Origin of the sequence: Winogradskyella pacifica (assembly GCF_003386275.1) — a bacterium.
GTDB lineage: Bacteria > Bacteroidota > Bacteroidia > Flavobacteriales > Flavobacteriaceae > Winogradskyella > Winogradskyella pacifica.
In genome coordinates this window covers 338,628-357,556 of sequence record NZ_QREI01000002.1, presented here as the reverse complement: position 1 = coordinate 357,556, position 18,929 = coordinate 338,628, and the positions used below count along the sequence as shown (strand labels likewise).

Here is an 18,929-nt window from a genome sequence, read left to right as displayed (position 1 = left end):
TATTACTTCGTAGCGATACTATGCAGTTCAAAAAAGACTTCAATTGAGTAAAAAATAATCCTGTTTCGCTTCAACAAAAAAAACTTAAATGAATTCATAAAATTAATAATCAATTTAAAACTATAAAAACATGGCATTAGTAGGAAGAAAATTTCCAGATTTAGACGTAAACGCAATGAATGATATGGGCGACACTTTTAAGGTGAACGTTCTAGAAGAAGCACGTAATAACAATAAAAAAGTAGTATTATTCTGGTACCCAAAAGATTTCACTTTTGTTTGTCCAACAGAATTACACGCATTTCAAGCCGCTTTAGGTGAATTCGAAAAAAGAAACACCCTTGTAATTGGTGCGTCTTGTGACACAGCTGAAGTACACTTTGCTTGGTTAAGCACATCTAAAGATAATGGTGGAATTGAAGGAGTAACTTACCCAATATTAGCAGATTCTAACCGTAACCTAGCGTCAGCATTAGGGATCTTAGATATTTTCAACGAACAATTTGATGAAGAAACTGGTTTAGTAACTGTTGAAGGTGATAACGTAACATACAGAGCTACGTACATCATTGACGAAGAGGGAACAATCCAACATGAAAGCGTTAACAACATGCCATTAGGTAGAAACGTTAACGAATACTTGAGAATTATCGATGCCTTAACGCACGTACAAGAAAAAGGTGAAGTTTGTCCTGCAAACTGGGAAGAAGGTAAAGAAGCAATGCAAGCCAACGCAAAAGGGACTGCTGCTTATTTAGCATCTCATTAAAAACTTACTGTCATTGCGAGCAAAGCTTCGCAATCTCAATTAAACCTGACAGGTTTTAGAAACCTGTCAGGTTTATTAAAAAATCAAAATTATGATACAAGAATTAGAACAAGATAATCTTCAAGAGATTATCAATAGTAACGATACAGTAATCGTACAATATTCAGCGACGTGGTGTGGAAATTGTAGAATAATGAAACCTAAGTTTAAGAAATTAGCAACAGAGCACGAAGGAGCAACCTTTGTGATCGCTGATGCTGAAAAATTTCCTGAAAGTAGAAAATTAGCAACGGTAGATAATTTACCAACCTTTGCAACATTCAAAAACGGTGAATTTAAAAGTCAAGTGCAAACGAATAAGTTCGATGTTTTAAAAGAGCTAGTTGACGACGCTGTGTAACACACAATTTTTAGGTTGAGCACAATCAAACCAAGGTTGTCTGGTTGAGCGCAGTCGAAACCTCTATAACAGATTGAACAAAGTCGAAAGATGTATGTCAGGTTGAGCGCAGTCGAAACCTCTATATCAGGTTAAACACAGTCGAAACCTATTTGTCCGGTTGAGCATTAGCAAGATCAAAATACATGTTGAGCGAAGATAGCTTACATCGTAAGTCGAAACCTCTATCTAGAACAGATTGAACACAGTCCAAACATGTATGTCAGGTTGAGCGCAGTCGAAACCTCTTAATAACACAAAACACCATCAGCAATGAAACTACCCGTAATAAAACACCTAACGCAATTCATTGAAGACAATGACGAAGATTACATCATTGAAACTATTGAAACACTTGAAGCGTTAACCGAAGTACCGTCTTTAAAAGATGAAGAGCTCGACGTTATTGGAGAATTAATCTCTAATATGTATGGTGCCATTGAAGTCAATAAAATGATTAAAGATGGAGCCACTAAAAAAGATGCCGTTAATAATTTTATGAAACGTGTCTTAGGGTCTATTGATAAATAGTAAGCGTAAAGAACATCATAAAATCTCAAGTACAAGCTTGAGATTTTTTAGTTTATAGAAACTGACGTTTTAATTGAAGCGCTATTTGATGCCCTCTATAAATAGCTCCTTCCATATAACCTCCATAACTTGGGGACGTTTCAGAACCTGCAACTATAAATTTACCATTCAAATACATGTTTTGAAAAATAGGATGCCCATTGTTGGCATGCGGATTTAAATACGTATCAGTTGCTGTAGTCGTTAGTGGCGCTTGACTCCAAACCTTCTCTTCGTAAGACAAATAGTTTTCGCCGTCGTCGCCAAAAAACTTTAAAAGCTGATGTTTAACTAACACTTCCCGCTGAGCTTTTGTTTCTGCAGCTAAGTTACCATTCAAAAATCCCATTAAAGCAAACCTTTTATGAGCGACATCAGAATGATCATAAATTTCTGTAAACGGACCAACATGACTAAAACCTGTGCCAGATAAGCCTTTCTTTTTCCAGAAGGGAGTGTTATAAACCACTGCAAATTTTATAGAATCTTTCATCCAAGTATGGCAGTGGTTAGCCACGTGTACAAGATCTTCATCTAATGCTACAGGAAAATGAATAGAATTCACTAAAAGCTGAGGCGGCATTGTAGACACCACACTATCCGCTATAAATGTAGAATGTTCCGTAATAACTTCAATGGCGTTACCCTGCTCCTTAATGGTTTTTACGGTAGCATTCAGTAGGAGTTCGTCTTCAGAAAAATGAGCCGCTAATTGCTCTAATAGCGCTAGTGTACCTCCTGCAATTCTATAACTAATATCCTGATTCGCAGGAAGCTTAAAACGTTGTACTGTACTAGCAGTTGTGGCTTCAAACAAAGCCTCTCCAGCCATAGCTTGTTCAAATAAAGTCAGCTTTAACTCCTGGCACAACGCCATTAACTCTTTATTATACTTCCAAAGCCAAGTAGCACCTAATTCTACAGGGGTGTCATGGGTCTTTTTTGTAAAAATCCGTCCACCAATGCGATCATTAGCTTCTAATATTTTAATAGTAAAACCTGCTTTTTTAAGGAGATACCCTAAATATAATCCAGAAAGCCCTGCTCCTATTATAACGATGCTTTTATTCATTAGATCAAAGATATATAAGTTAATCGCAATCCACCACTAATTTTTATGGATGAACCGACAGCAAGCTTAAATGCCATAAAAAAAGACGTACTGTAATTAAACACCTAAGGCTATTCATAGAAGACACTAACAAAGACTATAGCATTGAAACTATTAAAAGCAAACTGCATAAACAAAGTGGTTTTGCTTTTTATAGGGTTTTGGTTTTTATTAATTGGCCATTACGGATTACCGTAAGTTAATTAGAATAGAAGGTTTTAACTTGGCTGTTGTTTGAATATATCTATAGATCTGCATAACATTCTAAATAATCAATAATTTAAAAATAACCATTATGAAAAAAACATTACTAATTGTTCTCGTAACAATTTTATCATTTTCTTGCTCAACACCTCTAGATAAAAAATATAGTGAAGAGACTTTTGAAACAGATATTAAAGAAATTAAGGAAAGCAAAAAATTATCTGATGAGGACGCTTTAATTATGGCTGGTTGGATAATGCGTTCTAAATTTAAAGGAGAAAATTTAGAAGATAAAACCTACAATGAAATAATCAAAGAAGCAAAAGATTATAGAAAGGAACAAGAATTATTGGCTGAAAAAGCAAAACTAGAGGAAGAAGAAAAAAGACAAAGACTTGGTTCGGCGCTTACGGTTGCAATGTATGACAAAGGCTATAGGGAACAGGATTACCAAGAATATCTGACTTATAGTTTCGCTTTTGAAAATAAAACAGAAAAAGATATACGAGCTTTTAAGGGCTCTATTTCAATACAAGATTTATTTGAAACAGAAATTAAATCTATAAATCTGACAATTGATGACCAAATAAAAGCAGGAGAGACTTTTAAAGGAACTTATACAACAGGCTATAATCAATTTATCGATGATGACACTAGGTTAAAAAGTAAAGATATGGAAGATTTAAAAGTTGTTTGGACACCTGAAAAAATAATATTTTCGGATGGAACAACATTAAAATAAAAAAACTATGAGTAAGGTTAGCTGTAAGAAATTGCTTGTTTAATTCTACCTCTAAAAACTAAAACCACTTGGCGAAAGCTTGGTGGTTTTTGTGTTTTATAAGGTTTTAGTTAGCTATTACGGTTTACCGTAAGTTATTTTTAATAGAAGGTTTTAACTTGGCTTTTGACGAAGAGCATCTGTACGTAACTTTACGTATAGATTTTATAAGAAATAGAATTAACTTTGGGACACATGACTTTGAATATTTAAAACATTTGCTATTACCTGCATAATTTGTGGGATTTGAGTGATAAAAGTTATTATATAACTAGTTGGCAAAAATTAAGACACCTATTTTTAACAAAAAAAAACAAACAAAGTTCAATATGAAAAAATTATTTTTATTAATTACGATTTTAACCCTTTCTCTAAATTGTTCAGACGATGACAATAATAATTCCAACGAAAATGACAGTTCAGTAAACATTGGTGAAGGAAGTTATGTAATCAATAACAATGAAACTTCAACCAATTATGCTTATTGGTATGGAGGAAGTGCAGGTGAAGCTACTTTTACCCTGACAAATGTTTTACTGAACTCACATTCAGAAGTTTGGAATAACACTAATGATACAGTGTTTTTTGATTTACGACCACAACCGAATGAGACAATAAATACTGGAACATATGAATTTTCATCGAGCGGACAATCCCCTTTGTATATACAAGATGGTGGTCACAATTATGATGAATTTATTGGAGGCACAATAACAATTGCCCAGAATGGAGCAAATTATACTGTAAGTTATAATATTAATTTACAGTCTGGAGACAATATTATTGGAAATTATAACGGAGCAATAAATATCGTCGAATAAGGAAATGGCAACTAAAATAACTTTTGCCAACAATGGCTATAAGTAATTGCTTATTATCGCCTACTTCTGAAAATCCTCGCGGAATTTCAGCTTGTGGTTTACTTGCAAAAGTCTGTACTAACACACGCAACTGTCCATAACCGAGACCGTTACCTGCAAGTTGGACAAAACATTAACAATTAGAACTAAAAAATAAATGAGTGGACTTTTTTTAAACTTTTATCAAGTAGAAATTAACTTTAAAGAAATCTCTACAAAAGCACTCAATTACTCCGACTATCAAAGTAAAGAAGATTTTATAAATTTAAGAGATTCAAATAGAAACTGTACTTTTTATAGAGAAAATGACAAAATACTTGTATGGAGTGCAGAAGAATTGATTAGTGAATTCGAACAATTGCCTGATTATAAAATCAATTTAGACGACAATCCAAAAGTACTCTCACGTATTATTGAAAATGGCATAGTTGATTTATTGAAGGAAACAGGTTCCTATCGTATTTTTAAAAACAAATACTCAAACACTTGGGAAATAATATCTTCAAAAGATGTACTTAAAAACTCAATTAAAGGATTAGAGATTAATCGTGTCGTGCATTTTTCACCATACTTTTGTTACAAGGAGGAAAAGTTGTTATTAGGCTTTACCTTATCTAGTTCACTAAAAAACAGATTTACTTGGACTAAACAAGAATTTGAAAAAAATGGAATTGACACAACAGGTTTAAAAGGAAAAGAAGATATTATTTTTGCAAATAGACAGTCAATCAAACGGTTTTTAGAATCAACAGGTACTACAGAAAATTATGAATCTGCAAAAATTAGAGAGAATCAAAATTCAACTTCTTTTCAAATAATTAATAAATTTTACAACTGGCTAGAGAAAAGTAAGAGCAAAATAGTACTTCCTTTTGAATTGAATATCTTGTCTATATCTAAACGATATCTTCCTTTTGAAAATGATATTATCAAATCAGAAATTATACATAAACCTCAAAGATATTTTTATAGTAATCGAAAAAACACCCAAGGATTAAGGCTTTACGACCAAATGGTCAAAACTTATATGCCTTATTCTTTAGAACAATATCAAAATAAGAAAATTAAACTAGGAATAATTTGCCCGTCAGAATACCAGGGTGAAACAGAAGTTTTTGCAAAAAAAATAGAATCAAAACTGAAAGAAGTCTTTCACTTCAACAATTTAAGCTCTTATTTCCTAAAAACTGCTGACTCAGATTTAAAGTCATATGAACACGCAATTTATGATAAAGAGTTACTTGAATGTGATTTGGTTTATGTAATCGTAAACCAACTACAAGAAAAGCTACCAAATAATCTTTCACCTTATTACAAATGTAAAGCGAAGTTAATAGGTAATGGAATACCAACGCAAGATGTACAAATAGAAACCATTAGACAAAATCTAGTTGCATTTACAATGACAAATATTGCTTTAAACTCTTATGCGAAACTTGGAGGAACAGCTTGGACTATAGAAAAAGAAGACAAATTAAAAGATGAATTAGTAATTGGAATTGGCTCAACGATTTCTAAAGATGGACAATTTGTTTTAGGTATTGCTCAAATTTTCCATAATGATGGTAGATATATGACAGGTAACTGTTCTCCTTTATCCTCTTTTGATAATTATGCAGAAAACTTAGAGAATCATTTATATGAAACTTTAAAACCGCTAGTAGAAGAAATGAAAAATTCAGGAACATTTAGATTAATTTTCCATTTGTTCAAATCAGCAAGTGAGAGGTATGAAATTAAAGCAATTAATAATCTTAAAGAACGTCTTTCTGATTATAATTTTGAATTTGCTTTAGTACACTTAGCATATGGTCATAATTTTCGACTTTACAATAATGACGGAAGAAACGATATTATGGCTGGTTCTTACATTCAACTTAGTAAGCATTCAGCAATTTTACATTTCGTCAAAAATAGCGACCTTCCTTTAAAAATAGATATTGATAAACGGTCTACTTTTACCAGTATGTTTTACATTGCTAAACAAGTATATTGGTTCTCACATTTATCGCATAGAAGTTATATGCCATCAAAGAGAACAGTTACAATAATGTATCCATCATTAATGGCTAAAATGACGGAAGAACTAAAAAAAGTTGACAATTGGGATTATGATAGATTAAAATTTGTAGAAGATAAATTATGGTTTATTTAAGAGAAATAATTAAGAATAACAAAACACAGATTTCTCAATATAATAATATTGAAACTGTCGCTTATTTATATGCTTCATCTACAATTCAATCTATTCAAATAGAAAACATCAATTTTGAGCTATCTCCTGAAGAGACTATAGCACTAGATGGATATTTAAACAAAACTGATTCTTTTGAAAAAATAATTTCTATAATTTCTAAACCCCCAATAAAAGGTATTGATGCTACTTCAAACATATTTAAATTTGCCGGACTATATTTAGGAGCAAAAGAACAATTAAAAGATAAACTCATTGAAAGATTCAAAAGAGGAGACATAAAAGAGCAGTTTTTTCTTAGCAAAATTGAACCTTCTCTAAAAAGCTCATTAATTGAAAGTCAAAATATTGATTTAACAAACCCATTTTCTGTTTTAGTAAATAAATTATTTGACATCAATGATGTATCCGAAAAAAACATAAATAAAGCATTAACGGAAATTATTAATAATGACCTTGATATACACACTTTACTTTTACTTGAAGATATCGAAAATCAACTTCTAGAAGTTAAGTTTATCTCTAAGAATCCAGAACAAGTTTTACGTGATATATTTTATAACTTTCCTAACGCTGTACAAAAAATAATAAAAAACAGAAGGAAAGGACATCCCGATTTTGAAATAAATGATGAATATGATTTACAAGATATTTTATATGTAATTATCAAGTCTATTTTTCCTAAAATGAGAGATGAAGAAGTAACTCCAAAACAAGGGATTAAGTCATCAAGAATAGATTTTATATTAAAAGAAGAGAAAATACTTATTGAGGTTAAAATGATGAAAAAAAACGATTCAAATGAAAAAGACTTTATTGAACAATTAAAAATAGATATTGAATCATATCATACATCAGAATGGCTTGATAAGCTTTATTGTTTCGTCTATGACCCGTTTAAAAAAACGAAAGATGTATCGAATTTTAAAGACCTAAATGGAGACCGTACAAAAGGTGACCATAATTACAATGTCGAAGTTATAGTTGTAAATTAAAAAAACCAGCAGGTAACACCGCATAAAATTCATTACTAGTCCTAGCCTACTTACAACACGAGCGTAGCGAACGGGCGTTAGCAAAACCCTAGCAAATTTTCTATTCAGTCTGTATTTGCCAAATTAGTTGCTAGACTTAAAACAAAATCATTACAATTCATTATTAGAACACTAAAAAACACATATGATTACATTTTTAGAGTTAAAAAATAAAATTTTATCAGATAATGATAATCTCAAATATCTTGAAGATTTTATTTTGCCAACAACAGATATTGATATGCTTGTTTTATTAATAATTGTCAATAAGGATGGATTAGATTTAAAACATGTAGATATTTCAAAATTCTTAGAGTCAAATTCAAGTGAATTAATGATAGAGCCGTTAGATGAATTTGCTCCTTCCGGAAATCAATTTTTAAACATTTCTCTCAACCATATTCTCAAAGAAGGTTATAGTTATACATTTAAAGACGTTTTTGACGTCTTTGGACCGAATTCTTTAGTAAACGGTCAACTATTTATCCTTGAATTACAAATGGAAATTGAAAAATCCTTAAATGTATATATCGAATATGCAAGTGATGATATAAAAACACTTGGTCAACTTCTGGACCATTTAAACAATAATCAAGAAGAAATTAAAACAATTAAAAAGCGCCCTTTTTGGAAATTTTGGGCATAATTAGACCTTGTATTATTATAAACATTATAAAAATATGTAAATTCTTATTATTTGATAGCTTTAAATTTAATGAGTTTTAAACTTAAACTGTATATAATGCTTTGGTTGTTTAATCCTACTTACTAAAACCTACATAAAATAGCTATTCAAATATTATTCACTAAATTAGTCACTTAATCATCTAGAAACCAAAAGGCAAGATATCTTTCCCTTGAATAAAGACATACGTAATCAATCTGAAAAACATAACATAAAAATATGACTTGGATCTTGATTACCCTGTTTATAGTAATAGCCAGTTTTATAATTATATATCTAAAAATAATAGACAACAAAAAATACCAAAAACCAACGTATCTCTCCAACTTACAAGAAATCACGTTGTTTTTTGATACTACAGAAGGGTTTGACGATTATGTGACCTGGGTACAACGAGAAGACTTAAAAACCAAGTTTTCTGCTATTGGTAAATACTTTAAAGGTAAATCGCGCTTTTACAAAAAAGAGGAACGTGTAAAACGATTTAATGCTATTTATCAAAGATTTGATAATTATATAAGCAACTACAATACAAACTACGTTCAAAGTCAGAAAGAAAATCTTAGCCTATATTTTGATGATATCGAAGGTAAACAATTAGACGACCAACAACGCACAGCAGTAATAACAGACGAATATTCTAACCTCATTATTGCAGGAGCAGGTTCAGGGAAAACACTAACTATCATTGGTAAAGTTAAATATCTCATAGAGCAAAAAGAGGTGAAGCCAGAACACATTTTGCTCTTATCTTTTACTAAAAAAACGGTTGCTGAATTAAATGCGCGATTAACAAACTTGGGACTCCATGCAAAAGTATCAACATTCCATAAACTTGGGTACGACATTATAAAAAAGCACCAAGCGACAGTGCCTGCTACAACCAATGAAAACACATTATCTAATACTATAAAAGCGTATCTAAAGAACGATATATTTAACGACGCAGAGGCATTAGAGGCATACATTATCTATGTATCGTGCTACATGAATATTCCAGAAGAACATGAAAGCTATGAGTCACTTGGCGAGAAATTAGACACTGAAAAAGGGATTGATTTTCGAACATTAAAATCGAAATGCGAGCCTGAAACCCTAAATAAAGTGGCCATGGCATCTTTGGACACCATACAAGGAGAAAAGGTAAAAAGTGTTGAAGAGCTTACTATCGCCAACTTTTTGTATTTAAATGGTATTGAATACGAATATGAAAAACCGTATCCTTTTGGAGAAATCATGTATCAACCAGACTTTTATCTATCGGACTATGATATTTATTTAGAACATTTTGGTGTTGACAAAAATAATAGAGCAACATGGCTAACACCATTTAATGAGCAGAAATATGTCGCAGAAATGGAGTTAAAAAGGGAAACACATGTCACATATGAAACCAAACTTTTAGAGACCTATTCTTATTATAACCGAAACCGTGGTTTACTTAACAAACTAGAGGAACTATTGAAAAACGAAGATGTCGTTTTTAAGCCACGAGATACACAAAGTATCTACTCAAAAGTCAGCGAAAAGGATAAGAAGTTTGGAAAAGAGATAACAAACCTATTGGGTACATTCATTAACCTTTGTAAATCAAAACAATTAGATTACAATGCCATCATCTCCTTATTTTCAGATAAGCGTAGAACTCCGAACGATTTTATGCGCGAAAGACAACAAACCTTCTTAAAATTTGCGATGCCTATTCTAAAAAAATATGACCAGACGCTAAAAGAAAATTGTGAAATTGATTTTAATGATATGATAAATCATGCCACTGATCTTGTAAAAACCCACAAACCTAATTACAAATATCAGTATATTATCATTGACGAATATCAAGATATTTCATACGCTCGCTTTAGTCTAATTAAAGAAATTAGAGATTTATCTGGTGCAAGGCTAATTTGCGTTGGCGATGATTGGCAATCCATTTATCGTTTCGCTGGTAGCGACATTTCATTGTTTAGTAATTTTGGAAAATGGGTTGGAAAACATGAGCAGTTATTCATTGAACAAACCTACCGCAATTCACAATCTCTCATTGACATCACATCAAAGTACATTCAAAAAAACACCAAACAAATATCTAAAAATCCTAAATCTAAAAAAGCACCTATTGAGAACCCCATTAAGTTCGTTTATTATTCGCATGATAATGCTGACGACGTTTTACTTGGTGAAATTCAAGCACTCTTAGACAAAAACGGAAATAAACCTATTTTGGTTTTAGGGCGTCATAAATTTGACATAAATGAATTTATAAAGCTCACACCAAATAGTAAGATAAAGTATTACGAGCGTAGTGATAAACTAGAAATAAAAGGCTTTGAGGATATCGACATTAAATATATAACAGTACACAAATCAAAGGGATTAGAAGCCGATAATGTTATTGTACTCAACCTAAAAAATCACTTACTTGGTTTTCCTAACAAGATGACAGATGATGCAATGTTATCTTTATTACTCGGCGATGATGAAGCTTATCGCTTTGCAGAAGAAAGACGATTATTTTACGTGGCACTAACAAGAACTAAAAACGAAGTGGTATTACTTATTCCGACAGATGTTTCATTATTTGCTGAAGAATTAATAACCGACAACGATTTTTTGTTGACTTCTAATAACGAAAAAATAAGTAAAACGAATTGTCCGTATTGCCAAACAGGACAATTAGTAATTAGACAAAATTCATATAAGAAAAATCAATTTCTAGGCTGCTCACATTACCCAAGTTGTGATCAAACATTTAACAACATAGACATTTTGGAAAACACGTTTCTATGTTCAAGTTGCAAAAGTGGTTTCATGGTAAAAAGAAGTGGACGATTTGGAAAATTTCTAGGTTGCACAAATTATCCTAATTGTAAGAACACGATACAATTACAATGATAAAAGCCAAACACGCAATATTATAATTTATCATAAGTCCTAGCCTAATTTCAAATAGCCATTCAAATATTATTTACTAAATTAGAGCCTCAAACACGCAACGCATCCAAAACCAACCCAAATGAAAAAAATAATCAGCATCATAATTCTAGCAGTCCTACTCGTTTCTTTTAAAGATCAAGCCCTAAAAGGCTACATCACCTTGTTTGAAGATGGAAGCAGCGCCAAATATTACAAATACGGTGACAGCCATTATTTCGAATCTTTTGACAACGACAAAGAAACAATTGGAGACAAGGAATACTATGTCAGATATCGAAAATACGGTTGGGGAACTGTAGATACCACCTACTATAGAAAAGGCTCGGAAAACTACTACCATATCAATAAAAAGACCTTAGAAGAATCTATTGTTCTTCCTGTAAACCCTAAAGTAGGTGATCAATGGACAGAAAATGATGAGAGCTGGAGTTATGAAATCATTGCCGACCAACAAAAATTTAAAACACCAGCAAAAAAATATAAAAACTGTATTAAAGTGCGCTGCAAACAACTAACCAATAAGGATAAAAGAAAAAATAAAGAATATCTCCTTTATTACTCACCCGAATATGGATTTGTAGGAAATGTAGACGGCAAAGGCAAAATTTTAAGCTATCTAAGTGAAGTAAAACTGAACGCCAAAGAAGGAGAGGTTATTGGTGAGCATTAAGGGCAGTATACGTTTAGAATAACCACAGCATCGGCTTCATATCAAAAATTTAAAACATGCACAAAATATTACACATAGCGCTACTACTTATCTTAACCACCAGCATTGGCTTCACACAATCTGAAAACATCAAAATAAAGTCCGAACACCTTAAAGAAGCCAACTACCTAAAAATGGATGACTTCTATCTCACCCATTATTTATATATCGATTTATTCTTGAGAGAGAATTTATGTCCAACGGCAAGCCCAGAAGAGGTCTCAACAATACTAAAAGCCATAAAAACATATGTTTCTGTAGAGACGCCTTTAGAAATTGAGATTAAAAAACCTGGCGACAGAAACTATTTAATCAAAATGGCCATCTTAAAAAAAGAGGATGGTACCGAACTATTAATTGCCTTTACCAATTGGAGTACAAAAGAGCGGAAATTTGAAAAGGAGATCAAAATGGAAAATGACTCCTACACCAGATGGTATTTTCTCAATGATAACAAAATGACCTATCGAAAAGATATGTCTGGGGAAAGTGATTATTCCGCTTTGAGCAAGTCCGATCTAGCAAATGCCTATCTCTTTGACGAACGCACCGAAAATGATACTAAAATTAAAAGCACAATTGACGAAGCGCTAAAAGAAACCGATCTCATAGATAATATTACCTCCCAATTAATACTATTAAAATATCATATCTTTAAAAGAAATACCAAAAGTATTAAGAAGCAAATAGACTATTTAGACACCTTAATTGAAACCAATAAAGCAGATAGTAATCTCAAAGGCCTAGAAATGGCTTTTAAGGCTACTAAATTTCAAATAGAAGTAATGAACAGAAATTAGACATAGTTGACTTATACCCTTTTTAATTTACGGGATTTAAGTTGTATAATACTTTGTGTAACACGTTACCACACATATGACAAAAAACAACTTTATTCTATTTTTTATAGCAATCAATTTCTTAAGCTGTTCTTCTCTAAAGAGGTTAAAAACAGTAACCCAAGGAAAAGTTGAACAAGAAAATTATACTGAAGAAATTCCATTTAAATTTGTTAAAAATCAAATCATAATCGAAGTAGAAATTAATAATAAAAATTATAGTTTCATATTCGATACAGGAAATGAATTAACAACTATTGACCCTAATATTATAAATGAAATTAGCTATAAATCAAACAACGTTAAGGGCAGAATATCTGATGCTAATAAAACTATAACTTCAAATGAATACCTATCAATTTCCAATATTAAAATAGGAAAAATTGATTTTAAAAATATCGGTGCATATTCTTCCGATTTTACGCATTATTATCAGTTTTTAGGACCAGATACATATTATGGAATAATTGGAAATAATTTAATGAGGAAAGCAAAATGGCAAATTGATTATAAAAATAAAGTTATTCGTATATCAGATAAGATTGATAATTTTAACATTGGTGGTAATTCAAAAATTTTTAAAACAAATTCTGGCAAATATGGAAATGCGAAAATCAAAATAAAACTAAATGGAATTGAAGATTCATACACATTTGACACGGGTTTCAGTGGAAATATAAGTGCTAACTTATCTCTTTTTAATAAACTAAATTCAAAAAAAAACATACCATATGTTACTACAACGGGACTAACTAGTGTAAATGCGAATGGAATAACTAAAAGCACTAAATACAACTCATTGCTTTCAATACAATTACTTAACGACATTAAACTTTCTAATCAAATTGTTACATTTAAAGAGAATGCATCAAATTTAATTGGTAATACTTTTTTTGAGAAATTTACAATTACTTTAGATTGGGCAAATGAGATTTTTTATTTAGACCAAAATTCTGATTTTAATGAAGATATATTAACTGAACACCAAATATTCTTTCATCCAAATTATGAGCAAAATACAATTATTATATATTCCTATGAGGACAATTACTTGTTAGACAAACCTATTGAGCTTGGCACACAAATAATTGCAATTAATGGTATTAATGTTTCAAATTTCAACACCCAAGAATTATATGATTATTGGACAAACAATCGTTTTACGAAAAATGTGGAAATTGAAATTGAGGAAAAAGGTCTCAAAAGGAAAATAACATTAACAGAAAAACAGTTGCTTCCGAAATAAATACGTGTGGTAACCCGTATATAAAAAATTGCTGGTTTTAGGCTTAAACAAAGGTCGTTGCACGTTTGCTACGTCTGATTTTCCTTCGGAAAATCCTCGCACACAAACACGCAACATTTCATATACGTAACACGTTGGCCACAAGCAAAAAAACATCCAGAACTCATTAAACTTACGTGATAATTTATTAAATTTGTACGTAAACAAAAATGTTATGGATAAAAAACTCACATTAAGTTTAGACAAAACAATTATCGAAAGTGCAAAAAACTATGCTAAATCGAATAATATTAGCTTGTCAAAGCTTATCGAATCATATTTAAAGACTCTGACAAATCGCAAAAAAAATTCTGCCGAAATAACACCTCTTGTTGAAAGTTTAAGTGGTGTGATTTCACTTGACAAAGATTTTGATGTCAAAGATGCCTACGCTGATTATTTAATTGAAAAATACAAATGAGTAGATTATTAATTGACACAAATATTGTTATTGACCTTCTTTCAAAAAGAGAAAAATTCTATGACGAGGCTGCTGATTTGTTTTCTCGTGCGGATAAAAAAGAATTAACTTTAGCTATTTCATCATTAACATTTGCGAACACAAACTATATCTTAACAAAATTAAAATCAGGAAAAGAAGCGAGAGAAATATTAAGGAAATTTAAAGTGCTTGTAGAAGTATTAAGCTTAGATGATAAAATAACTGAATTAGCTTTAAGTGACGATAAGTTCCCTGACTTTGAGGACGGACTTCAGTATTACTCAGCTATAGAAAATCAAATTGAAATAATAATTACGAGAAATAAAAAAGACTTTAAAAACTCAAAAATTCCTGTTTTAACCGCGAAAGAATTTTTAGCTCGAAAATAATGCCAGTGGCTAACACCGTATATAATTTATTGCTGCTTCTCGCCTATTTACAATTATACTTACGGAGTTTAATTTCCGTTATTATTTAGTTGCTTAAACTACGTAACACCCGAGCGCAGCGAACAGACGAAGTAAACCATTTACAAAACCGTTGGCAAACATATCAGAAATGACGAAAATCAGATATACAAAAGAAAGATTAAGAAGTAATTCAAGAATGGGAATATTCTTTGTAGCAATCGGAATTATTCTCGTTTTGCTATCTTTCATTACTTCAGAATGGAAAGAAATTTCACTCGCATCTATTGGAATTGGACAAATAGGAGCTGGAATTTTTATGTTTTTAATTTATTACTTTGAAAACAGAAAACAATATCTGACTCTGAAAAACGGAGAATTAATAAAAAACACTCTATTTCCAAAAAAACTAAAACTAGCTGAAATAAAATCTATAAAGGAATTTGCTGGAGATTTAAAACTAATTACACAAAACACAGAATTTATAATTGACACTCAAATTGTTGAACCGAATTCTCTTGAGGAATTGAAAAATGAATTGAAAAATTATAATCTGAAATAAAGATACGATTTGCCACACCGTGTATAATTAATTACTTTGGCAAGTGCTTATTTGGAAAATTCCTTCGAAATTTTATCGGGTTCGTATATGTTTGCTAAATTAGCTGCAAAACCATGTAACAAACCATACACAAAACCGTTGCACTGCATTTCCAAAACGAAACTAGACAATTACAAATTAATCATTAAATCATTTAAAAAAGCACTGTAATTATCCAACTCAAAAGGCACATCTGCATTTTTTTCCATATCGTGAAAATGATGTGTAGCTAATACTTCCATTCCTGTAAAAGCATTCATTTTGTGAAAACCAAACATTACACCATCATCCACACTTTTTTGATTAAAAAATTCATTTTCTAAAGTAAATGCAGTTGTAGGTGCATTCCAACTTGTAGTAAGTATATATTTTTTTCCGTGCATTAAACCACCTGTTCCGTAATTGATGTTTGGATTTTTTCTGCTTCTTCCATCACTTGCATAAATTCCATTTTGATGTCCTTCCGTAAAAACTTCATCTATATATTTTTTGAATCCAAACGGGATTTGAAACCACCAAATTGGCGTATGATAAATCACTATATCTGCCCACTTAAATTTTTCAACTTCTTCTTTTACATCATAATGGTCGCCTACTTGAGTAAACTTCACTTCAAATTCTTCAAGCGTATTAAAATATGAAATAGTATTATTGAAAAGAGTTTCGTTAAATCTTCCGCCAGAATGTGCAAAGGGATGACTTCCATTAATTATAAATATATTTTTCATTGATCTCTTATTTTATTTGAGGCAAAATTAAAGCAATACTTATTATTGTAAAAATAATACAAATCATACCTTTGTATAAATATTTTAATAGCTATGGTGAATTTAGAATGGTATAGAACATTTAAAGAAATATATGAAAATGGAACTTTAACTAAAGCTTCTATTGCTTTATATGCTTCTCAACCCGGAGTTAGTGTGCACTTAAATGCTTTAGAAGCTTATGTTGGTAAAAAGCTATTTGAGCGAACTTCCAGAAAAATGATTCCAACAGAAGACGGAAAATTTTTATATGAATATATTATTGAGTCTTTAAAAAAACTTGAAATAGCAGAACAGCATTTTAAAAAAACCACGCAAGAAAAAAATCCATCTCTAAACATTGGAATGTGCTCAGAAATGTTTCAACTAATTATTGAACCCGAAATCCCAAAACTAGACTTCGACCTAGTAGCTAGATTTGGAGCACATACTGATTTAATAAGAGATCTAAACAACGGCATTTTAGATTTAGTAATAACACCTAAAAAACAGAATGAAAAAAAATCATTAGTTGAGTATATTCCGTTTTCAAAAGAAAGAATCGTTTTAATTGCAGGAAATAAAACGAATGTAACTAAAATACAAAAACACCTAAAATCGAACGACTTACACAAGTTAGAAAACGAACTACTTCAAAATATTTGGTATAGTTCATCAAACGAAATGGAACATTTTAGACGTTTTTGGTTTGAGAATTTTAATAAGAAACCTGCGTTTAAACCCAACTATATTTTACCAAACATTACTTCTATTATAAGATGTTTAAACAATGGAAACGGACTTGCATTAGTTCCAGATTTTTTATGTCAAGAACAAATTATAAGAAACGAAATAAGTTTAGTTTGGGAAGGAAAAGTAAAAACGGAAAACACCTTATATTTTGCATCAAGAACAGATTTGAAATACAAAAAAGAATTAGATACAATTAAGAATATATTTACATCAAAAATGAAATAAACGCAGTACAACAAAGTACTGAGGCAAAAAACAAGTAAAAACTCATTAATTTTTACTAAAGTTCGTTTATAATTTCCATCATATAGTAACCCCGATTTAGCTATAGCAAAGGCCTGTTTTAGTAGTTTATTACACACGGCAATTAATGCTGATTTTTTGCGCTTTCCTTTATAGCTACGATTCCCACGTAAAGATCTTGGCATGCTTTAAAAAGTCCACTAGGATCATTTAGTATTGGTAAATACTATAAACGAAAATTAACAACGAACTAATTAATTTACAAACCAGATTGGTAAATGAATACACAGTAGCAACCTCCAATTCCCTATATACATTTCAAAACGGTAATCCCCACACTGTCTTTAGCATTTAAGACATATAAAGCTCCTGCCACTTCTTGATAAAAGCGCACACCAAGCACACAAAGCGCTGTACCAAGTCCATTTGGTAAAGTATCAGGTTCCAACGTCACCGTAGAACCCGCATAAGAGCGATCTAAAACCAAAGCAGGTGCCAAATGTAGGTCGTAATTTAAACGGTCAAAATCAAAATCCAACACACCATACGTTAGTGCAATATGGGTAGCACCATCCGCAAAGCCTACCTGCGCAATATCAAAATCAGTAAGTGTTAACGCAAAATCACTGCTAGAAACTTCTAACTCAAACGGTAAAACCTGCCGTACAGCACACGCTGGTGTATAGCTAAACTGTTCCAACAATTGCAAACCATGCACCTGCCCTATCCCATTTGCAACACAGCGTTCCCCACGTTTATGCGTTGTATCTAAAGCCTTTAGACGTGTAAACAAGCCCATCAAACGACTATGAAAATGTGTGAATTTGTGCCCCTTATAAAACGGATACAATGCAGATCTAAACGCTTTATTCACCGCAGAGCAATGGCCAAACTCATTCGCATTTTCGCGCACACGCTGCATACTAGCCTTGCTCTTTATTGCTTTTTTAGTAAACCCACCACCCGCTTTTCGTGCAATCGGCTTACCATTCAAATAATAAAAATTAATACCATTTAACGTCCCTACTAAAGGGATAATTCCGGTCTGTTGTGCCATAACACCATATTTTAAGTTAAACACTTACAATACAGCAATATACAAAATATTATAATACAGGTTATAGCGTGGTTATAGCGTGCTTATAAAATGCTTAAAACAAGCTTATAGCGTAAATGATGACATGGAGTTAGCAATTAAGTTAATAACCAGAATAGTAATACGGGCGTATGACCTTAAGTCGTGTATAATTAAATGTTTCGTTGTGGCCAACTAACGAAAAGTCTAGCGGATGTTCTATTACGTTTTTATTTGCTAAATTGGGT

19 protein-coding genes and 1 pseudogene are annotated in these 18,929 nt (G+C 31.5%); 16 read left to right on the top strand and 4 right to left on the bottom strand.

The genetic code is table 11. The features are described from left to right. Positions 1-130 precede the first annotated feature (130 nt). From DFQ09_RS05785 to DFQ09_RS05775, 3 genes are all read left to right on the top strand, one after another. Positions 131-769 carry a peroxiredoxin gene (locus tag DFQ09_RS05785; protein WP_020897039.1) on the top strand — a complete coding sequence of 213 codons (639 nt, stop codon included), beginning with the start codon at positions 131-133 and terminating at the stop codon, positions 767-769. A 91-nt stretch (positions 770-860) separates the two neighbouring features. Continuing rightward, positions 861-1,169, top strand: a complete 309-nt coding sequence (locus DFQ09_RS05780; protein WP_020897038.1) for a thioredoxin family protein — start codon at positions 861-863, stop codon at positions 1,167-1,169. A 312-nt stretch (positions 1,170-1,481) separates the two neighbouring features. Beyond that, the gene (locus DFQ09_RS05775; protein ID WP_020897037.1) at positions 1,482-1,739 is read left to right on the top strand and encodes a DUF6952 family protein; all 258 of its coding nucleotides are present in this window, start codon (positions 1,482-1,484) and stop codon (positions 1,737-1,739) included. A 52-nt stretch (positions 1,740-1,791) separates the two neighbouring features. Here the strand turns inward: DFQ09_RS05775 and DFQ09_RS05770 are convergent, their stop codons facing one another. Next, positions 1,792-2,850, bottom strand: coding sequence for a flavin monoamine oxidase family protein (locus tag DFQ09_RS05770; protein ID WP_115808703.1), 1,059 nt, complete (start codon positions 2,848-2,850; stop codon positions 1,792-1,794). A 334-nt stretch (positions 2,851-3,184) separates the two neighbouring features. Here DFQ09_RS05770 and DFQ09_RS05765 point away from each other — a divergent pair, with 334 nt between their 5' ends. The 12 genes from DFQ09_RS05765 to DFQ09_RS05705 all read left to right on the top strand — a co-directional run bounded on the left by DFQ09_RS05765 (position 3,185) and on the right by DFQ09_RS05705 (position 15,825). Next, the gene (locus DFQ09_RS05765; protein WP_115808702.1) at positions 3,185-3,835 is read left to right on the top strand and encodes a hypothetical protein; all 651 of its coding nucleotides are present in this window, start codon (positions 3,185-3,187) and stop codon (positions 3,833-3,835) included. A 368-nt stretch (positions 3,836-4,203) separates the two neighbouring features. After that, positions 4,204-4,695, top strand: coding sequence for a hypothetical protein (locus DFQ09_RS05760; RefSeq protein WP_147298331.1), 492 nt, complete (start codon positions 4,204-4,206; stop codon positions 4,693-4,695). A gap of 196 nt (positions 4,696-4,891) precedes the next feature. Continuing rightward, entirely contained in the window at positions 4,892-6,889 is a 1,998-nt protein-coding gene (locus DFQ09_RS05755; RefSeq protein WP_115808700.1) for an argonaute/piwi family protein, read from the top strand. Next, positions 6,877-7,923, top strand: a complete 1,047-nt coding sequence (locus tag DFQ09_RS05750) for a PD-(D/E)XK nuclease domain-containing protein (protein ID WP_115808699.1) — start codon at positions 6,877-6,879, stop codon at positions 7,921-7,923. Before DFQ09_RS05755 ends, DFQ09_RS05750 begins: the two co-directional genes overlap by 13 nt. 184 nt (positions 7,924-8,107) lie before the next feature. Next, the gene (locus DFQ09_RS05745; RefSeq protein ID WP_115808698.1) at positions 8,108-8,608 is read left to right on the top strand and encodes a hypothetical protein; all 501 of its coding nucleotides are present in this window, start codon (positions 8,108-8,110) and stop codon (positions 8,606-8,608) included. Between the two features lie 258 nt (positions 8,609-8,866). Further along, positions 8,867-11,539, top strand: coding sequence for a UvrD-helicase domain-containing protein (locus DFQ09_RS05740; protein ID WP_115808697.1), 2,673 nt, complete (start codon positions 8,867-8,869; stop codon positions 11,537-11,539). A 121-nt stretch (positions 11,540-11,660) separates the two neighbouring features. After that, positions 11,661-12,251, top strand: coding sequence for a hypothetical protein (locus DFQ09_RS05735; protein ID WP_115808696.1), 591 nt, complete (start codon positions 11,661-11,663; stop codon positions 12,249-12,251). Positions 12,252-12,307: 56 nt separating this feature from the next. After that, positions 12,308-13,090: a hypothetical protein gene (locus DFQ09_RS05730; RefSeq protein WP_115808695.1), complete on the top strand. Its 783-nt coding sequence runs from the start codon at positions 12,308-12,310 to the stop codon at positions 13,088-13,090. 76 nt (positions 13,091-13,166) lie between these two features. Then, on the top strand, positions 13,167-14,375 hold the full coding sequence (locus DFQ09_RS05725) for an aspartyl protease family protein (RefSeq protein WP_115808694.1): 1,209 nt from the start codon (positions 13,167-13,169) through the stop codon (positions 14,373-14,375). A 214-nt stretch (positions 14,376-14,589) separates the two neighbouring features. After that, on the top strand, positions 14,590-14,835 hold the full coding sequence (locus tag DFQ09_RS05715; protein WP_115808692.1) for a DUF6364 family protein: 246 nt from the start codon (positions 14,590-14,592) through the stop codon (positions 14,833-14,835). Further along, positions 14,832-15,245, top strand: a complete 414-nt coding sequence (locus tag DFQ09_RS05710; RefSeq protein WP_115808691.1) for a type II toxin-antitoxin system VapC family toxin — start codon at positions 14,832-14,834, stop codon at positions 15,243-15,245. Before DFQ09_RS05715 ends, DFQ09_RS05710 begins: the two co-directional genes overlap by 4 nt. 169 nt (positions 15,246-15,414) lie before the next feature. Then, positions 15,415-15,825 carry a hypothetical protein gene (locus DFQ09_RS05705; protein WP_115808690.1) on the top strand — a complete coding sequence of 137 codons (411 nt, stop codon included), beginning with the start codon at positions 15,415-15,417 and terminating at the stop codon, positions 15,823-15,825. A 170-nt stretch (positions 15,826-15,995) separates the two neighbouring features. Here the strand turns inward: DFQ09_RS05705 and DFQ09_RS05700 are convergent, their stop codons facing one another. Beyond that, positions 15,996-16,592, bottom strand: a complete 597-nt coding sequence (locus tag DFQ09_RS05700; RefSeq protein WP_115808689.1) for an NAD(P)H-dependent oxidoreductase — start codon at positions 16,590-16,592, stop codon at positions 15,996-15,998. A gap of 93 nt (positions 16,593-16,685) precedes the next feature. Here DFQ09_RS05700 and DFQ09_RS05695 point away from each other — a divergent pair, with 93 nt between their 5' ends. Then, a complete protein-coding gene (locus DFQ09_RS05695; protein ID WP_115808688.1) occupies positions 16,686-17,588 on the top strand; it encodes a LysR family transcriptional regulator in 903 nt (300 codons plus the stop codon). Between the two features lie 56 nt (positions 17,589-17,644). On the opposite strand, the pseudogene DFQ09_RS19075 reads toward DFQ09_RS05695, so the two are convergent. Continuing rightward, positions 17,645-17,796, bottom strand: a pseudogene (locus DFQ09_RS19075) (IS110 family transposase); the annotation flags it as partial. A 117-nt stretch (positions 17,797-17,913) separates the two neighbouring features. Continuing rightward, positions 17,914-18,663, bottom strand: coding sequence for a hypothetical protein (locus tag DFQ09_RS05685; RefSeq protein WP_147298328.1), 750 nt, complete (start codon positions 18,661-18,663; stop codon positions 17,914-17,916). Positions 18,664-18,929: the final 266 nt, after the last annotated feature.

Bases quoted from the DNA above. Each gene is read 5' to 3' on its own strand.
- DFQ09_RS05785 (WP_020897039.1), top strand. From the start codon at position 131: ATGGCATTAGTAGGAAGAAAATTTCCAGATTTAGACGTAAACGCAATG.
- DFQ09_RS05780 (WP_020897038.1), top strand. From the start codon at position 861: ATGATACAAGAATTAGAACAAGATAATCTTCAAGAGATTATCAATAGT.
- DFQ09_RS05775 (WP_020897037.1), top strand. From the start codon at position 1,482: ATGAAACTACCCGTAATAAAACACCTAACGCAATTCATTGAAGACAAT.
- DFQ09_RS05770 (WP_115808703.1), bottom strand. From the start codon at position 2,850: ATGAATAAAAGCATCGTTATAATAGGAGCAGGGCTTTCTGGATTATAT.
- DFQ09_RS05765 (WP_115808702.1), top strand. From the start codon at position 3,185: ATGAAAAAAACATTACTAATTGTTCTCGTAACAATTTTATCATTTTCT.
- DFQ09_RS05760 (WP_147298331.1), top strand. From the start codon at position 4,204: ATGAAAAAATTATTTTTATTAATTACGATTTTAACCCTTTCTCTAAAT.
- DFQ09_RS05755 (WP_115808700.1), top strand. From the start codon at position 4,892: ATGAGTGGACTTTTTTTAAACTTTTATCAAGTAGAAATTAACTTTAAA.
- DFQ09_RS05750 (WP_115808699.1), top strand. From the start codon at position 6,877: ATGGTTTATTTAAGAGAAATAATTAAGAATAACAAAACACAGATTTCT.
- DFQ09_RS05745 (WP_115808698.1), top strand. From the start codon at position 8,108: ATGATTACATTTTTAGAGTTAAAAAATAAAATTTTATCAGATAATGAT.
- DFQ09_RS05740 (WP_115808697.1), top strand. From the start codon at position 8,867: ATGACTTGGATCTTGATTACCCTGTTTATAGTAATAGCCAGTTTTATA.
- DFQ09_RS05735 (WP_115808696.1), top strand. From the start codon at position 11,661: ATGAAAAAAATAATCAGCATCATAATTCTAGCAGTCCTACTCGTTTCT.
- DFQ09_RS05730 (WP_115808695.1), top strand. From the start codon at position 12,308: ATGCACAAAATATTACACATAGCGCTACTACTTATCTTAACCACCAGC.
- DFQ09_RS05725 (WP_115808694.1), top strand. From the start codon at position 13,167: ATGACAAAAAACAACTTTATTCTATTTTTTATAGCAATCAATTTCTTA.
- DFQ09_RS05715 (WP_115808692.1), top strand. From the start codon at position 14,590: ATGGATAAAAAACTCACATTAAGTTTAGACAAAACAATTATCGAAAGT.
- DFQ09_RS05710 (WP_115808691.1), top strand. From the start codon at position 14,832: ATGAGTAGATTATTAATTGACACAAATATTGTTATTGACCTTCTTTCA.
- DFQ09_RS05705 (WP_115808690.1), top strand. From the start codon at position 15,415: ATGACGAAAATCAGATATACAAAAGAAAGATTAAGAAGTAATTCAAGA.
- DFQ09_RS05700 (WP_115808689.1), bottom strand. From the start codon at position 16,592: ATGAAAAATATATTTATAATTAATGGAAGTCATCCCTTTGCACATTCT.
- DFQ09_RS05695 (WP_115808688.1), top strand. From the start codon at position 16,686: ATGGTGAATTTAGAATGGTATAGAACATTTAAAGAAATATATGAAAAT.
- DFQ09_RS05685 (WP_147298328.1), bottom strand. From the start codon at position 18,663: ATGGCACAACAGACCGGAATTATCCCTTTAGTAGGGACGTTAAATGGT.